Below are 15,540 nucleotides of genomic sequence, written 5' to 3' on the forward strand. Positions count from 1 at the left end.
CCGGACCGGTCAGGCGTCGCTCACACGCGCTGCCACAGCGCCGGTGTGTTCTCCGGTGCCCAGGCACCCTGCGCCTGGTGGGACTGCAGGCACTGGTAGCGCACCTTGCCGTACGTCACGGTCGCCCCGGTCTCGTACACCCGGCCCGTGGCCCACGCGTCGGCGGCGGTGTCCTGCGGGAGGGGGGCGTTGTTCTGGGCCGTGGCGGTCACCAGGGTGAGCCCGAAGTCGCTCAGCGTCGGGTTGATGGGCTGGAAGAACGTCGTGCCGCCGCTGGTGCAGTCGCCCGAGCCGCCGGAGGTCGTGCCCTGGGCCTGCGCGCCGGCCATGTACGGGCCGCCGGAGTCACCGGGCTCGGCACACACCGTGGTCCGGGTCAGGCCGTTGACGGTGCCCTCCTCGTAGGTGACGGTGGCGTTCTGCTCCTGGATCGTGCCGCAGTGCCAGCCGGTCGTGGAGCCGGAACGGCACACGGACGCCCCCACCATCGCCTCGACGGAGCCGGCGACGTTCACCGTCGCCCCGCCTTCGCCGCGCACCGTGGGGGTGACGGTCCAGCCGCTGGTGACCCCCACCCACGACATGTCCTTGCCGGGGAACGTGGACGCCTGGAAGGTGCCCTGCTCGGTCCCGTTGGGGTCGGTGGTCTTGTCGCCGGGCTTACCGCAGTGGCCCGCCGAGGCGAAGCCGTTCTGCTCGCCCTTGGTGACGGAGAAGCCGATGGAACAGCGGAATTCGTTGTTGATGTGGTAGGCGTCGCCGCCGACGATGTCGGCCAGCGGGCGGGGCCGGTCCTTCGAGACCCGCACGGTGACCTGCTTGGCGGGCACACCCGCGGCCTTGACCAGGGCGTTGCCGGCCTGTCGGCTGGTGGCCTGGACGACGACGCGGTTGGTGCGCACGTCGACGTACCGCACGGGCGTGATCACGGCCCTCGCGCGCAACGCGGCCTTGTCCAGCTTGTCCTTGACCGCCCGCAGGTCGCTCAGCGACACCTTGACGACGACGGGCTTCGCGCCCTGGGCGCGGATGGCGGCGGCGTCGGAGGCGCGCGTGGTGGCGACCGTCAGCTGCGCGGCGGTGGCGCCCTTGACCCAGGCACCGGCGAAGCGCGCTCCGAGGGTGTTGCGCAGCCGGCCCGCGCGGGTGCCGGCCTCGGCCTCGTTCACCAGCCGGGCGGTGGCCTGAGCGGAGGTCAGTTTCAGGTCGCGCTGGAGTGCCTGCAGCATCGCCGCCGAGGGCCGGTCCGCCCCGAGCGTCTGCGCCGCGGACGGGACGGGACCGGGGGCGGGCGGCGGGGTGGCGCCCGCGGCGGGGTGGACCGCGGCCAGGGCGAGGGCGCCGGCCGCCACCAGGGCGGCGCGGCCGGTGCGCGCGGTGTGTCTGCCGACCATACGAAGAGCCTCCTTGGGCTGGAACGGGGGGTGAGAGACGTCGGACGTCGTGGAGCCATAGGCTTTGCCGCGTCGTCCGCGCCTCATGACGCCGGCGGAGGTGTTTCCCGCGATGGGGGACGCAAGAGCGGGCAAGTGCAGTAGGCGTGAGCGGCCTACCGCACGGTGGCGGTCCGCGTCGGCGGGTGCTGCGCCGGGACCCGTTCGAGCACACCGCCCGCGAAGACGTCGTACAGGGGCAGCGTCTCCAGATGGACGTAACCGATGTGGCAGTCGCACACGGCGAGCGGGCAGGGGCGGGGGCGCAGGGCGGCTCGATAGGAGCCGTCGTAGAGGTTGCCGAGTTCGGCGCGGACGAAGTGGCAGCGGCGCACGGTGCCGTCCCCGTCGACCGAGAGCACCGACTCTCCGGTGCGGCAGGGCAGGCCGGCGCTGGCGTGCGGACGGCGGCTGTAGGGGAAGAGCGGGTCCAGCGCCGTCCACGACTCGGCCTCGGCGTCGTCGTAGAGACGGCCCTCGGCCGCGTTCACCCACAGGTACACGTGGGCGGGCAGGTCGGCGCGCAGCCGCCGGGCGGACTCGAGGTGCGCGGGCAGGCCCACGATGCCGACGCTGAAGCGCACGCCGCGCGCGGCCAGGTCGCGGCACTTGGCGAGGAAGCGGTCGTACGGCGTCTGGCCGGGGTGGTAGGTGCACCACAGGGCGAGCGTGTCGAGGTCGGCGCCGGCGAGCCAGTCGGTGCGGCAGCTCAGGTTGGTCTGGACGGCGACGCGGCGGATGTGCGGCTGGTGCGACAGCTCGGTGAGGGCACGCCGGTACCAGGAGCGGACCAGGGCCTCGCCCCACGGGGTGAAGAGCACGGACAGACGGTCGCCGGTCCGGTCCGCGGCCCAGTCGGCGAACCGTTCCAGGCAGGCCCGGTCGGCGCGCAACTGCCCGGGGCTGTCGCGCCGCTTGGCGAAGGGGCAGTACGGGCAGTCGTAGTCGCAGGAGGCGAGCGGGCCGCGGTAGAGCAGCGTCAGGTCCATGGTGTACGGCCTCACTTGCGGGCGTAGGCGGCCATGGCGGCACGCACGGCCGGGGAGAACAGCTCGGGTCCGACGGCGTCGGAGTGGGCGAGGCCTTCCGGGGTGAGGCGCAGGGTGCCGCTCGCGGGGTCGCCGGCCAGCCAGCCGCGTGCGGCGAACCGCTCCAGCTGCGGGCCGAAGTCGTCCGCCGGCGTGCTGCCGAAGCGGGCCCGGTACTCCGCCACCGTCAGGCCCTCGGTCTGCAGCAGGGATTGCAGCAGGTGCCGGCGGCGGGCCTCGTCGGCGTCGATCCGGCGGCCGTGCTCGGCGTGCGCGAAGTCCTCGGTGGCGACGTAGGTGTCGATGATGCCGCGGATCTCGTGCATAGAGACGGCGTAATCGAAGGAGTAGTGCAGTGCGGCGGTGTAGGAGCGGGCGCCGCAGCCGAGACCGATCATGCCGTCGGTCTGGCAGGCGTGGTCGTCGGGGCCCTGTGGCGGGGCGCCGGCGCGGCGGAACATCCGCATCGACTGCTGGGTGTAGCCGTGCGCGAGGAGGTGGTCGCGGCCGGCGCGGTACAGGCGCAGGCGCTGCTCGTCCCAGGCCGGGTCGGTGTCGTCGGCGCGGCGGGCGAGGCCGGTCAGAGGGCGTATGTAGAGCGGGTAGAGGTAGAGCTCCTCGGGCTGCCAGGCCAGGGCGGCGTCCAGGGAGCGCAGCCAGCTGTGCTCGCTCTGGCCGTCGATGCCGTAGATCAGGTCGATGTTGAGCACGGGGATGCGGGTGTCGCGGATGCGGGCGAGGGCGGCCTCGACGTCGGCGCGGCGCTGGGGGCGCACGGCGGCGCGGGCCTCGGCCTCGTCGAAGCTCTGCACACCGAGGCTGAGCCGGGTGGTGCCGCGCTCGGCGAGCACGCCGAGCCGGTCGGCGGTGGCCGTGGCGGGCGACGCCTCCACGGACAGGGGGATGCGGGTCAGGTCGGCGCCCATGTGCCGCTCGGCGATGTCGCACAGCCGGGTCAGCTCGGCGGCGGTGAGGAAGGTGGGGGTGCCGCCGCCGAAGGCCGCGGTGGCGAAGCGGACCGGCTCGTCGTCGCCGAGCGCCTCGCGTACGGCGTGGGCCTGCCGTTCCAGGGCGTCCAGGTAGGCGCCGGTCAGCCCGTCGGGTGCGCCGATGCGGGTGAAGAGGTTGCAGAAGCCGCAGCGCACTTCGCAGAACGGGATGTGCAGGTAGAGCGAGAGCGCGTCCTTCGCCTCGCCCGCCCACAGGGTGCGCAGGGGCGGACGGTCGGGCAGCGAACGGTAGGCGGTCTTGTGCGGGTAGGCGTAGACGTAGCTCTGGTACGGCCGCGGGGGCTCCGGGAGTTCGGTCGTGGGGGCGGTCATCGGGCGGCCTCGGCAGGGTCTGCGGGTTCGGCGGATGCTGTTCGTTCGGCCGGGTCGGTCGGGTCGACCGGGTCGGTCGGGTCGAGGAAGAAGTGGGCGTAGGGCACGGTCCACACCGACTCGTGGCCGAGGCGGTGGCCGGTGTAGCCGTCGTCGCCGTAGGCCGTGCCGTGGTCGGAGCAGACGATGGCGAGGCAGCGGCGCCGGCTGCTCGCGGCGGCGAACAGACGGCCGATGTGCCGGTCCACGTACTCCAGCGCGGCGGCGTGGGTGGCGCGGGAGTCGCCGGCCTCGCGGGTGGCGCCGGGCAGATGGAACCAGTTCGGCTGGTGCAGCGCGGCGACGTTGACGAACAGGAACAGCCGCTGGTCGCGGGGCAGCGCGCGCACGACCTGTTCGGCGCACTCGACCTGTGCCTCGAACGACGTGGGCGAGGTGACGCCGAACTCCGGCTGCCAGTGGGCCTCCTGGAAGAGGCCGGGCAGTACCGAGCCGAGCGGTCCCTGCTGGTTGAAGAAGCCCACTCCCCCGATGCACACCGTGCGGTAGCCGTCCTTGGCGAGTGCGCTCACCAGATCGGGGGTGTCGTAGACGTAGGTGCGTTCGGCGGTGGTCTCGCTGCCGGCGAAGCGGGCCGCGAACAGCCGGGGATGCGGGCCGGGGGCGGCCGGGGTGGGCAGGAAGCCGGCGAAGATCGCCTGATGGGAGGCGTAGGTGAAGCTGCCCGGGGCGTGCCGCTTCTCCCACTTCCCGCCGGGCAGATGGCGGGCGAGGTGGGGGATGCGGCCGGCCGCCGCGAGCTCGGCGGCGACGTCGAAGCGCAGGGTGTCGAGGGTGACGAGCAGCAGGTCGTGACTGCCGACGATCTCGCTCATGTCCAGGTCAGGCGTGGGCATGGGGTGTTTCCGTTCCGTGGTGGTGCCGTGCCGGGGCCGGGGTGCGCCCGGGCGGGCCGTGCGGGTCCCGGGCGGCCCGCACCGCGTTCGGGGGTGCCGAGCTCCGTGCTCGGGACGTACGCGGGTCGCGCAGCAGCGCGGCGACCTGGGCGGCGTAGGTGTCCAGACCCTCGGCGCCGCTGCCGGGCAGGCCGGTGAGCCGGGGCAGCAGGTCGCCGAAGGCGTTGACCTCGCCGACCGCGACCCGCCGCCAGCCGACGGCCGGGAGCAGGTCGACGCCGACGCACAGGGTGCGCGGGAAGCAGGCCGCGGCCCGCTCGCACACGGCGAGCACGTCACCCCAGGGCAATCCCGCGTCCTCGAAGGCCCGGCGTGCCGTGTCCAGGTCGCCACGGCTGCCGCCCAGGTGGAGGTTGGTGAGCGGGGTGGCGCTGGTGCGCACCACCGCGTGGGTGGCCCGCCCGGCGACCACGACGACCCGCAGGTCGGCGGAGCGACCGTGCTGCGACGCCTTCGGCAGCCAGCGCTCCAGGTGCAGTCCGTCCGGGGCGAGCGCGTCGACCAGGGCGGCGATCTCCTGCTCCCGTTCGAGGCGCCGCACCCTCAGGGAGTTGTACAGCCGCCCGCCGACGGCGCGTTCTACCGATGTGGTCGCCCTGATCCGCCCTCGGGGGCCGGACTCGACGGCGAGCACCCCGGACGCGGACGAGCCGTGCGCCGGCTTCACGAACAGCCGCGGCATGCGGTGTTCGCGCATCAGCCGCCGTACGTCGCCCCAGCCGCCGACCCGCGCCGCGGACCGGCCCGAGGTCGGGGAGGCGGGTACGGGAACGCCGGCCGCGTCCAGGGCGGCGTGACAGCGCCGCTTGTCGAACAGCACGGCCAGCTCGTCCGGGTCGTCCAGGCGGACGCCGCCCTCCAGGCCGCGCACGGCGGTCAGGAAGCCGGCGTACCAGCGGGCGGAGCCCTCGACGCGGGTCGGGTCGTCGGTGCCGCGCAGCAACCGGTCCACCTCGGGATGCTCGCCGGGCGAGTCGATCCGCACGACCTCCTCCGGCGCGAAGACGGCCCCGCCGTCCCGCAGGACACGCGTCCAGGGAACGACGCGCGGCGCGGGCAGCCCGGCCGCCGTCATCGCCGCGGTGAACAGGGTCACCCGCCGGTTGCCGGGGTTGCCGACGACGGCGACGGGCGGGAACGGCCCGGCGGCGGGCGTGGTCGCCGGGGAGGCGGACGGCACCGGCCGGTGTGCGGGCACGGGCCCGGTCGACGCGGACGGCACCGGCCGGAGTGCGGACACGGCCCCGGTCACTCCCCCACCGCGACGTACCGGTTGACCGTGCCGTCGTCGTCCACGTCCTCGTCGGCGTCGTCCGCGTCGAGGTCGACCTCTACGCCCGCGGGCTCCAGCGTCTGCCGGATCCGCTCCTGGAGGGCCTCGGAGATGTAGTGGTGGTGCAGGTCGAGCCTCTTCAGATGGGTCAGCGGCTGCCCGGCGAGCAGCGCGGTGGCGCCCTCGTCGCTCAAGGTGCCCATCGACAGGTCGAGCACCTCCAGGCGGGCGACGACCGGCGCAAAGGCCACGGCCACGGCGACCGCGTCCTGTATCTCGCTGTTGCGCAGCGCCAGATGACGCAGCCGGGGCAGCCGTTCGCCGGACAGCAGCGGGGCGAGGTCGGCCGCCTCGCTGTCGGCGCCGTACCACGACGTGCCCAGCCACAGGTCGAGGTGTTCCAGCGCGGGCAGGTCGCTGGCGCCGATGCCGCGCACGACAGCGACGGGCAGGCCGCCGGTCTGCACGGTCAGCTTGCGCAGCCCCTCGTGGCGCAGGGCCGTCCAGCCCAGCCCCTCGCCGCCGCGCACCCCGAACTCCTCCAGCTCCGGGAAGCCGGCGAGCAGACCGCTGACGTCGGTCTGGTTGATCCAGGAGATCTCGCACTCCTCGTACGTCATGTCGCCGAGGAACAGCGCGCGCAGGGCCGGGAACCGGTCGCGGGCGGAGAGCAGCGCCTCGATGACGGCCGACGAGTCGGTGTCGAAGGCGTCCTCCCAGGCGCCCACGATCACCGCGCGCACCTCGGTGGTGTCCACGGCCGAGCAGAAGCGGGCGAACACCTGGGGCCACTCCTCCTCGGCGTCGTAGGTGTCGCTCGCGATCCGCCAGGCGACCGAGGCGGCCGCGGGCAGCTCCCTCTTCTCGTCGGGTCCGGGGAAGGTGCAGGCGGGCAGCCCGTACAGCTCCTGAAGGTGGTCGCCGATGGTCACGCGGACTGCTCCTGAACATGAGGTGGGCGTACTGGGGTCGTGCCGCACGGCGGTGCGACGTGCAGCAGTTCTACCAACAGGCACTGACAACGCGGGGCGCCGGGCGGAGGGCGAAAGGGCGGAGGGCAAAGGGGCGGAGGCACAGAGCGGTGGGCAAAGGTCTGCGTTCGCCGGGCGCCCACGCGTAGGGTCCGGCAGAGGTGGGCAGATCCGGTGCGCGCCCGGCAGACCGGCGGATCCGGCAGGCACGAGCAAGCACAGGCAGGCACGAGCAGGCACAGGCAGGAGGCACCGTGAGCGATTCCGAGGAACGGTCACCGGCGGCGGTGGTGTTCGACGCGCTGGGCGCGGACTACGAGAAGGCGTTCGCCGCCTCACCGGCCCATCTGGCGTCCCTGGACTGGCTGCTCGGGCGCCTGGCACCGGGCAGCCGCGTACTGGACGTGGGCAGCGGCACCGGCCGGCCCACCGCCGCCACGCTGGCCGGGGCGGGCCATGACGTGCTGGGCGTCGACGTCTCCCCCGTCATGGTGTCCCTCTCGGCCCGGCAGGTCCCGGACGCGCGCTTCCGCCGCGCCGACATCCGTGAACTTCCGCTGGAGGAGGCCTCGTTCGACGCCGTGTGCGTGTACTTCTCACTGCTGCAGATGTCCCGGCAGGAGCAGAGCGGGGTCGTCGGCAGGCTGGCGCGGGCGCTGCGCCCCGGCGGCACCATGGTGCTCGCCACGGTCCCGGCGGACGTGGAGGACCTGCCGATCGACTTCATGGGGCAGCCGGTCCGCGCGACCAGCTTCGGCGCCGAGGACTTCGCCACGCTCGCCCGCTCGGCGGGTCTGACCGTCCTGGCCCGCCACGCCCGGGAGTTCACCCCGGCGCACGCCTCGGCGGCGCCGGAGCCGCATCTGTTCCTGTACTGCTCGAAGGCGGAGGGCTGACACCCGCCCTGTCGTGCGGCCGGTGCGCGGACGGCGGGCTCCCGTCGCCCTGCCGGTGCCGTGCCCAGGCGCAGGCCCGCAGGTCGGCGTCGAACAGGACGTCCGCCGCCGTGCACGCGAGGGCCTGTGCGGCGGCGGTCAGCACCGCCCGGGCCCGGGGTGAGGCGGCCGCCCGGGCGAACTCGGGGGTGTGGTCGGATCCGTCGGCGTCCATGATGGCGACGAAGGGGTGGATGGCGGGGACCCGGGCGCTGACGTTGCCGATGTCCGACGACCCCAGCTGGACCCCGGGCACCGGTGGCGTCAGCGTGATGCCGGCCCGTGAGACGTGGGCGGCGAACCGCTCCGAGAGCACCTCGCTGTCCTGGAAGTGGTCGTAGCGCACCGTGACCCGCTCCATCTCCGCCCGGGTTCCCGTGGCCCGTGCGACGCCCTCGGCGCACTCGCGCACCTGGTCGGTCAGGGCGTCCAGTTCGGCCGTGGTGGCGGCACGCAGACCGAAGCGGCCCTCGGCGTACTCGGGGACGATGTTGGTGGCGGTGCCGCCGTGCGTGACGATGCCCTGCACATGGGAGGCCGGCGGCAGGCGCCGCCCGAGCGCGCGCACCACGTTGAACAGCTCGATCAGAGCGGCCAGCGCGTCGATCCCCTCGGTCGGGTTGCCCGTCGGATGCGCCGCGCGTCCGTGGAAGCCGATCCGGTACTGCACCTGCGCGGTCAGTGGCGCGCGCACCCAGTCGTACACCCCCGGATGGAACATCAGCGCGGCGTCGACCTCGTCGAACACGCCGGCCTCCACCTCCAGGGCCTTGCCCCCGCCGCCTTCCTCGGCCGGGGTGCCGACGGCCACCACGCTGCCGTGTGCCCCGCCGAGCACCGTGTGCAGGGCGAGCGCGGCGCCCAGGCCGGCGGCGGCGATCATGTTGTGCCCGCAGGCATGGCCGAGGCCGGGCAGCGCGTCGTACTCCAGGAGCAGGGCCACCGTCGGCCTGCCGTGGCCCGAGCGGGCGGTGAACGCGGTCGGCATGCCCGCCACCTCGCGTCGCACGCTGAGCCCGGCGCGCTGGAGCTCGCCGGTGAGCAGGCCGGCGGCCCGGTGTTCGGCGAAGGCGTACTCGGGCTCCGCGTGCAGGCGCAGGGCGACGTCCCACAGTGCGTCGGCCCGGCCGGCCACGTCGGCGCGCAGGGCGTCGTGGACGGCGTCCGGTGTCACAGTCACACGTCCTTTCGGGGGCCGGTGGTAGTGGCGGGACGGGTTCCAGGGTGCGCGGCGCTGACACCCTCGGAGTTTCACTCGCCGTGGCGGTGCAACACGGTGGGTACGGCCGCTCCGCAGCGGCCCCTCGGCGCGGCCGTCCGGCCCGCGGCCGGTGACCCGTGCGACCGGGAGGAACAATGGACCACTCGCGTGCCCCTGTCCTGGAGGCGCTGCAGGAGTTCCGGCGCCGTGGCGACATCGCCTACGGCCCGCCGGGCCACAAACAGGGCCGGGGCGCGGATCCACGGGTGGTGGACGTCGTCGGCATGGACGTCTTCCGCTCCGACGTGCTCAGCCTCAACGGGCTGGACGACCGCCGCCAGTCCCAGGGCGTGATCAGCCAGGCGCAGGAACTCATGGCGGACGCGGTCGGCGCGACGGAGGCGTTCTTCTCCACCTGCGGCAGTTCGCTGTCGGTCAAGACCGCGATGCTCGCCGTGGCCGGCCCCGGGGAGAAGCTGCTGATCTCCCGCAACGCCCACAAGTCCGTGGTGGCGGCCGTCGTCGTCAACGGGGTCGAGCCGATCTGGGTGCACCCGAAGTTCGACACCGAGCGGCACCTGGCGCATCCGCCGGAGCCCGACGACGTACGCAGGAATCTGCGCGAGCATCCGGACGCCAAGGGGATGCTGCTGATCACCCCGACCGACTGGGGCTCCTGCGCGGACATCGCGGGTGTGGCCCGGGTGTGTCACGAATTCGACGTGCCGCTCATCGTGGACGAGGCGTGGGGCGCCCACCTGCCGTTCCATCCCGGGCTGCCGGCCTGGGGCATGGACGCCGAGGCCGACCTGGTCGTCACGAGCGTGCACAAGATGGGCGGGGCCATCGAGCAGAGTTCCGTCTTCCATCTGCAGTACGACCGCATCTCCAGCGAGGCGCTCAAGCAGCGCGAGGACCTGCTGGGCACCACCAGCGCCTCGACGCTGGTGTTCGCGACCCTGGACGGCTGGCGGCGCCAGATGGTGGAGCAGGGGCACGACCTGCTGGAGGCGGCCCTCCAGCGGGCGCGGCGGATCCGTGAGGCGGCCGGCGAACTGCCCGGGCTGCGGGTCATGGGCCAGGAGATCGTCGAGGAGGGGCTGGCCGCCGCCTTCGATCCGCTCAAGATCGTGATCGATGTGCGTGAGCTCGGCATCAGCGGCATGCAGGCCAACGAGTGGCTGCGCGCGAACCGGCACGTGGACGTGGGAGGCTCCGACACCTGCCGGATCAGCGCCTCGATCACCCACGCCGACGACGACACCACCGAGCGGGTCCTGCTGGACGCCTTGCGGGCGCTGGTCGAGAAGGCCGACACCATCGAGCGGCAGCCGGCCGTGCGGTTGCCGGAGCCGTCCACGCTGGAGCTGGAGCAGGCCATGCTGCCCCGTGAGGCGTTCTTCGCACCGGTCGAGCACGTGCCCGCGGAGCGCGCCGCGGGACGGATCAGCGCCGAGACGATCAGCCCGTATCCGCCCGGCGTCCCGGCGATCGCGCCCGGCGAGGTCATCACCGACGCGGTGCTGGACTACCTGCGCAGCGGTGTCGAGCACGGAATGCTGATCCCGGACGCCGCCGACTCCACGGTGCGGACGCTGAGGGTGGTGGCCCGGCCGTGATCCGTGTCGGGGCCGGTGCCCCGGGTACTTGGACATCCGCTACGGGGTGCGACGAACGGGGTGGCGCGGTGCGCCCCGCCCCGCCGCGCCGAAGGGAGTGGTGATGACGCAGCACGGTGACGACCCGGCCTCGGCCCGGCGCGCGTCGAGCGCCGGCCTGCGGCTCGCGACGGTGCTGCCACCGGAGGTCACGGGGACGCAGGACCTGCCACGCGACCGTACCCAGGCCATTCTGGAGGCGACCAAGCAGGTGGGTGCGCTGCTGAAGCAGCAGGGCCATCGGTTCGCGCTGGCCGGCAGCGTCGCCGCGTACGCGCACGGCGCCGGCACCAATCTCCAGCACGACGCGGATTTCTGCGTCCGTGCCGAGGACGCCGACACGGTCGCGGACACCCTGCGTGAGGGCGGCCTCGAGGTGCTCGTCCCGCCGGAGGACTGGCTGCTGAAGACCGAGTGCTTCGGCCAGTCGATCGACATCATCTTCGAGCTGGCGCACCACCCCGTGACGACGGAGATGCTCGACCGGGCCGAGGAGATCCCGGTGGAGTCGGTCGTCATGCCGGTGCTGTCGGCGACGGACCTCGTCGCGAGCCTGGTCTCCGCGTTCTCCGAGCACTACTGCGACTTCGGCGCCGTCCTGCCCGTCGCCCGCGCCCTGCGCGAGAAGGTCGACTGGGAGCAGGTGCGGCGCGAGTGCGGTGAGGAGCCGATGCCCGCGGCGTTCCTCTTCCTCCTCGAACGCCTGAACGTGATCGCCCCGCAAAAGGAGCTTCCATGAGCACCATGGACTACCGCGTCGCCCATCTGCGCGAGCGCCTCGCCGAAGGGACGCTGGCCGAGCTGGGCGTGCAGGTCGTCGTCCACGGCGAGTCGGTCCTGGTGACGGGCACCGTGCCGTCCGCGCACTGCCGTGACGAGGTCGCGCGTCTCGTGTCCGAGGCGCTGGGCGGCCTCATGGTCCACTGCGACCTCGTCGTCGCCGAGGCGTCGTCCCCCGACCAGGCGGAGGAGCTGGCATGATCCGCATCGCAGCCGTCGGAGACATCCACATGGGCCCCGACAGCCAGGGCGTGCTGCGGCCCGCGTTCGAGACCCTGCCCGACTGCGCCGACGTGCTGTTGCTGGCCGGTGACCTGACCCGGCACGGCACGCCGGAGGAGGCCCGCGTGGTGGCGCGGGAGATCGCCGGCCTGGGCGTCCCGGTGGTCGCCGTGCTCGGCAACCACGACCACCACGACGAACGGCCCGAGGAGGTCACGGCGATCCTGAAGGACGTCGGCGCGCACGTCCTGGAGGGTGAGGAGACCGTACTGGACTGCCCCGCGGGCCGCATCGGGGTGGCCGGCACGAAGGGGTTCGGCGGCGGCTTCGCCGGGCGCAACGCCGGGGAGTTCGGGGAACCGCTGATGAAGGAGTTCGTGCGCTACTCGCGCCGCTGCGCCGACGGTCTTCGGTCGGCGCTGGAGCGGCTGGCCGGGCAGGACTGCGCGGTGCGGATCGCGCTCACCCATTTCTCCCCGGTGCCGGACACGCTCGCGGGGGAACCGCTGGAGATCTACCCCTTCCTCGGCAGCTATCTGCTGGCCGAGGCCATCGACGAGACGGGGGCCGACCTGGCGGTGCACGGGCACGCGCACGCGGGCACCGAGCACGGGATGACGAGCGGCGGGGTGCGGGTGCGCAACGTCGCCCAGCCCGTGATCGGGCGGGCGTTCCACGTCTACCACCTGTCGGCGCCGGACCGGGAGCCGGCCGTGGCGGGGGCGGAGCCCGCGCGCTGACGCCGGGGTGGACCGGTGGACCTGGACACCGTCGCCGACGAGCTGTACGGGCTGCGGCCGGAGGAGTTCACCGCCGCCCGCAACATCCGCGCGGCGGCGGCCCGCACGGCCGGCGACCGGACGCTGGCCGGGGAGATCGCCCGGCTGCGCCGCCCGAGCCTGTCGGCGTGGGCCGCCAATCTGCTGGTGCGCGAACGGCCCGACGCTGTCGCACCGCTGCTGGAGCTCGGTGAGGGGTTGCGGCAGGCGCACCGCGAGCTGGACGGCGGGCAGCTGCGCGAGCTGACACGTCGGCAGCGCTCGCTGGTCGGTGCGCTGGCCCGGCAGGCCCGGCAGCTCACCGCCGACGCCGGGCATCCGATCGGTGACGACGCCCAGCGCGAGGTGGAGGCCACCCTGCACGCCGTGCTCGCCGACCCGGAAGCGGCGCGCGAGTGGGCCGCCGGACACCTGGTCAAGCCGCTGGAGCAGCCGGTCGGATTCCCCACCGCGGGGCCGGATGCGGTGCGCCGGGCGGCCACGGCCCGGCCCCCGGCCGGGGCCGTGTCCGCCCCTACGGCTGAGCCCACGGCGGGTACGACGCGCAAGCGGGCACCCGCGGAGGCCCGCCGGGACAGGGCACGGGAGGCGGAGCGGCGTCGCCGGCTGGAGCGGGCGCGCAAGGAGGCCGAGGCCGCGCAGCGGGAACTGGACACGGCGGAGAAGGAGGCAGCGGCAGTCGCCGCGCAGGCCGACGCCGCCGGGCACCGCGCGGAGGAACTGCGTGGGCGCGTGAGCGAGTTGCGTGAGCGCCTGCGGCAGGCCGAGGAGGAGCAGCGCGAGGCGCACGCCGACGAACGCGAGACCCGCGAGCGGGCCCGGTCCGTGGACCGCCGCCTCAGGGACCTGCGCCGCCAGGCGATGACGGCGGCGACGAAACTGGCGGAACTGGAAGGCGCCACCGACACCTGAGCCCCGAGGCCGGCGAGACCTGCTCTCCCCGGGGACGGGGCCACGTAGGTCGCGTGTCCATGTCCTGCCAGGTCGTGTCCATGTCTTGCCGCGGACCGGCGCAGACGATTCAATTCCCTCACCTCCCACAGGAGAACGCCTGCCCACACCCAGCGAAGGGGTTCTTCTTGATCGCGCTCCGCATCACCGCCCTGACCGCGGCGGCCTGCGCCACCGTGCTGGCCGTCGCCGTGCCGTCCTCGGCGATCAACTCCTACAACGCCGTGCCCGCGCCCGAACGCACCGAGGTGGGCGCGCTGGTGGCCACCTGGGACGACGACGGCGACCCGAGCACACCCGACCGGGTGGACTGGGTCTGCTCCGGCACGATGATCGACGCCGACACCTTCCTGACGGCGGCGCACTGCACCACCGACTGGCCGGACGACGTGCGCTTCTACGTCTCCCTCGACCAGGACGTGCAGTCCGGTCTGGACGCCGCCGCGCAGAAGTACCCCGGCGACCCGGCGGCCCGGGCCCGCGCAGTCGGCGTCGAGGGCACGGCCCACACCCACCCCGACTACCCCGGCCCCTCCTCGGACCCGCACGACATCGCCGTGATACAGCTGCCGGCGGCGAAGGTCGCCGCCCGCTGGAGCTTCACCCCGGCCACCCTGCCCACCGCGAACCAGCTGGACGCGCTGGGCCCGCAGGGGCTGAACTCCGCCGACTGGGTCGTCGCCGGGTACGGCACCCAGGAGGCGGTCAACGGGCCCGGTGGCCAGACCCATCCGGGCGGCGGTGTGCGGATGAGGGCGCCGGTGTCCTTCGACGCGCTCAACAAGGCGTGGGTGCGGCTCGCGATGACGGCTCCGCAGGGCAACGGCGGTGCCTGCTACGGCGATTCCGGCGGCCCCAACTTCGCCGTGCTGGGCGGCAAGCGGGTGCTGACGTCGACGACCATCACCGGTGACACCCCCTGCTACGCCACGAACGTCACCTACCGGCTGGACACTCCGGGCGCCCGGGCCTTCCTGTCCCCCTTCGTGAAGCTGCCGTGAGGCCACGGCCGGGCGCCCGTGGGGCGCCCGGCCGCAGGTCACGTCCGTGTCCGCGTCACGGGGTGACGGGGACGTTCGTCAGCCCCCTTCCGCCGGTCACCTGGTTGCTGCCGTGGACGGTGGTCCGGCAGCCCGGGCCGGAGTTCGTGACGTCGATGGCCAGCCGGTCCGGACCGCTCGCCCCGGTCAGGTCGGACCGGTTGCCCCGGAAGACGGTGCCGCAGCCCCAGCCGGGCTGCTGGGTGTGGGTCTGGTAGCCGTCGTTGGTGGTGTGCCGGCCGGTGTTGTTCTCCACGAGGACGCCGTTGCCCTTCACATCGACCCAGGAGTCGTCGTAGTGGGCGCCGGTGAGGCCACTGCCGTCGAAGGTGTTGCCGACGATCCGGGCGCCGGTGGTGCCCTCCTTGATGTCGATGTTCTCGCCGCCGACGCCGGGGCCGATGGTGTTGTCGAGGATCTGCACACGGTCGCTGCGGTCGGAGAGATCGTTGGCGGTACCGACGTAGACGCCCTCCCCCATGCCGCTGCCGTCGTTGCCGGTGTCGCGGATGCGGGAGGCGCGGACGACTCCGTCGCTGCTGGAGTTGCGGAAGTGGACTCCTTCCATGGCGAGGCCGTGCACGGTCACGCCGTCGATCACAACGCCCTGGGCCGCGTCGATCACGATGCCCTTCTGTCCGCCGGTCACGGTCAGACCCGAAACGGTCCAGTAGGAGGCGCCGTTCAGGTGCAGCCCGTAACCGCCGCCCGCTTTCAGTACGGCCCTTGCGGAGCCGGTGAGCGTGATGCGGGCGGACGCCGACGCGGCCTTCGTCGCCTTGAAGTTGCCGGTGTAGGTGCCGTCGGCCAGGTGGATGGTGTCGCCGGGTGCCGCCGCGGTCAGGGCCGCCTTGAGCTGGGCCGCGGTGGCGACCTCGATCACCTGGGCGCCCGCCGTGGCGGGCGGGGCGAGCAGGAGAGCGCCGGTGAGCCCGGCCGCGGCGAGCAGGGAGGTGAGCAGCGTGCGCGGGTGGGATCGCATGAGCTGCCC

General features: G+C 73.6%; 15 protein-coding genes. 7 read left to right on the plus strand and 8 right to left on the minus strand.

Annotation, left to right across the window (positions count from 1 at the left end; genetic code table 11):
• Positions 1-20: 20 nt before the first annotated feature.
• The 6 genes from ACZ67Q_RS12705 to ACZ67Q_RS12730 all read right to left on the minus strand — a co-directional run bounded on the left by ACZ67Q_RS12705 (position 21) and on the right by ACZ67Q_RS12730 (position 6,944).
• The gene (locus tag ACZ67Q_RS12705; RefSeq protein WP_471180248.1) at positions 21-1,394 is read right to left on the minus strand and encodes an alpha-lytic protease prodomain-containing protein; all 1,374 of its coding nucleotides are present in this window, start codon (positions 1,392-1,394) and stop codon (positions 21-23) included.
• A 155-nt stretch (positions 1,395-1,549) separates the two neighbouring features.
• A complete protein-coding gene (locus tag ACZ67Q_RS12710) occupies positions 1,550-2,422 on the minus strand; it encodes an STM4011 family radical SAM protein (RefSeq protein WP_471180251.1) in 873 nt (290 codons plus the stop codon).
• An 11-nt stretch (positions 2,423-2,433) separates the two neighbouring features.
• Positions 2,434-3,783, minus strand: coding sequence for an STM4012 family radical SAM protein (locus ACZ67Q_RS12715; protein ID WP_471180254.1), 1,350 nt, complete (start codon positions 3,781-3,783; stop codon positions 2,434-2,436).
• Entirely contained in the window at positions 3,780-4,658 is an 879-nt protein-coding gene (locus ACZ67Q_RS12720; RefSeq protein WP_471181065.1) for an STM4013/SEN3800 family hydrolase, read from the minus strand. Before ACZ67Q_RS12720 ends, ACZ67Q_RS12715 begins: the two co-directional genes overlap by 4 nt.
• Before the next feature lie 7 nt (positions 4,659-4,665).
• A complete protein-coding gene (locus ACZ67Q_RS12725) occupies positions 4,666-5,919 on the minus strand; it encodes an STM4014 family protein (protein ID WP_471181067.1) in 1,254 nt (417 codons plus the stop codon).
• 68 nt (positions 5,920-5,987) lie between these two features.
• Positions 5,988-6,944, minus strand: coding sequence for an STM4015 family protein (locus ACZ67Q_RS12730; protein WP_471180256.1), 957 nt, complete (start codon positions 6,942-6,944; stop codon positions 5,988-5,990).
• Between the two features lie 293 nt (positions 6,945-7,237).
• On the opposite strand from ACZ67Q_RS12730, the gene ACZ67Q_RS12735 reads away from it, so the two are divergent.
• Positions 7,238-7,879, plus strand: a complete 642-nt coding sequence (locus ACZ67Q_RS12735; RefSeq protein ID WP_471180259.1) for a class I SAM-dependent methyltransferase — start codon at positions 7,238-7,240, stop codon at positions 7,877-7,879.
• Here ACZ67Q_RS12735 and ACZ67Q_RS12740 read toward each other — a convergent pair.
• The gene (locus ACZ67Q_RS12740; protein ID WP_471180261.1) at positions 7,809-9,098 is read right to left on the minus strand and encodes an amidohydrolase; all 1,290 of its coding nucleotides are present in this window, start codon (positions 9,096-9,098) and stop codon (positions 7,809-7,811) included. The two genes, ACZ67Q_RS12735 and ACZ67Q_RS12740, sit on opposite strands and share 71 nt — an antisense overlap.
• 176 nt (positions 9,099-9,274) lie before the next feature.
• Here ACZ67Q_RS12740 and ACZ67Q_RS12745 point away from each other — a divergent pair, with 176 nt between their 5' ends.
• The 6 genes from ACZ67Q_RS12745 (at position 9,275) to ACZ67Q_RS12770 (ending at position 14,510) form a co-directional block, all read left to right on the plus strand.
• Positions 9,275-10,738, plus strand: a complete 1,464-nt coding sequence (locus ACZ67Q_RS12745) for an aminotransferase class I/II-fold pyridoxal phosphate-dependent enzyme (protein WP_471180264.1) — start codon at positions 9,275-9,277, stop codon at positions 10,736-10,738.
• Positions 10,739-10,841: 103 nt separating this feature from the next.
• Positions 10,842-11,516 (plus strand): hypothetical protein, encoded by a 675-nt coding sequence (locus ACZ67Q_RS12750; protein WP_471180267.1) that lies wholly within the window; start codon positions 10,842-10,844, stop codon positions 11,514-11,516.
• On the plus strand, positions 11,513-11,758 hold the full coding sequence (locus ACZ67Q_RS12755; RefSeq protein WP_471180270.1) for a BON domain-containing protein: 246 nt from the start codon (positions 11,513-11,515) through the stop codon (positions 11,756-11,758). The genes ACZ67Q_RS12750 and ACZ67Q_RS12755 overlap by 4 nt, the downstream gene beginning before the upstream one ends.
• Positions 11,755-12,519 carry a metallophosphoesterase family protein gene (locus ACZ67Q_RS12760; RefSeq protein ID WP_471180273.1) on the plus strand — a complete coding sequence of 255 codons (765 nt, stop codon included), beginning with the start codon at positions 11,755-11,757 and terminating at the stop codon, positions 12,517-12,519. The genes ACZ67Q_RS12755 and ACZ67Q_RS12760 overlap by 4 nt, the downstream gene beginning before the upstream one ends.
• Positions 12,520-12,534: 15 nt before the next feature.
• Complete coding sequence (locus tag ACZ67Q_RS12765) at positions 12,535-13,470, plus strand: hypothetical protein (protein ID WP_471180275.1); 936 nt, start codon at positions 12,535-12,537, stop codon at positions 13,468-13,470.
• Between the two features lie 167 nt (positions 13,471-13,637).
• Positions 13,638-14,510 (plus strand): trypsin-like serine protease, encoded by an 873-nt coding sequence (locus tag ACZ67Q_RS12770; protein ID WP_471180278.1) that lies wholly within the window; start codon positions 13,638-13,640, stop codon positions 14,508-14,510.
• Positions 14,511-14,565: 55 nt separating this feature from the next.
• On the opposite strand, the gene ACZ67Q_RS12775 is transcribed toward ACZ67Q_RS12770, so the two are convergent.
• A complete protein-coding gene (locus ACZ67Q_RS12775) occupies positions 14,566-15,531 on the minus strand; it encodes a right-handed parallel beta-helix repeat-containing protein (protein WP_471180280.1) in 966 nt (321 codons plus the stop codon).
• Between the last annotated feature and the right edge of the window lie 9 nt (positions 15,532-15,540).

Source organism: Streptomyces sp. NPDC036813 (genome assembly GCF_055609245.1).

Bases quoted from the DNA above. Each gene is read 5' to 3' on its own strand.
- ACZ67Q_RS12775 (WP_471180280.1), bottom strand. From the start codon at position 15,531: ATGCGATCCCACCCGCGCACGCTGCTCACCTCCCTGCTCGCCGCGGCC.
- ACZ67Q_RS12755 (WP_471180270.1), top strand. From the start codon at position 11,513: ATGAGCACCATGGACTACCGCGTCGCCCATCTGCGCGAGCGCCTCGCC.
- ACZ67Q_RS12710 (WP_471180251.1), bottom strand. From the start codon at position 2,422: ATGGACCTGACGCTGCTCTACCGCGGCCCGCTCGCCTCCTGCGACTAC.
- ACZ67Q_RS12715 (WP_471180254.1), bottom strand. From the start codon at position 3,783: ATGACCGCCCCCACGACCGAACTCCCGGAGCCCCCGCGGCCGTACCAG.
- ACZ67Q_RS12760 (WP_471180273.1), top strand. From the start codon at position 11,755: ATGATCCGCATCGCAGCCGTCGGAGACATCCACATGGGCCCCGACAGC.
- ACZ67Q_RS12745 (WP_471180264.1), top strand. From the start codon at position 9,275: ATGGACCACTCGCGTGCCCCTGTCCTGGAGGCGCTGCAGGAGTTCCGG.
- ACZ67Q_RS12750 (WP_471180267.1), top strand. From the start codon at position 10,842: ATGACGCAGCACGGTGACGACCCGGCCTCGGCCCGGCGCGCGTCGAGC.
- ACZ67Q_RS12705 (WP_471180248.1), bottom strand. From the start codon at position 1,394: ATGGTCGGCAGACACACCGCGCGCACCGGCCGCGCCGCCCTGGTGGCG.
- ACZ67Q_RS12720 (WP_471181065.1), bottom strand. From the start codon at position 4,658: ATGAGCGAGATCGTCGGCAGTCACGACCTGCTGCTCGTCACCCTCGAC.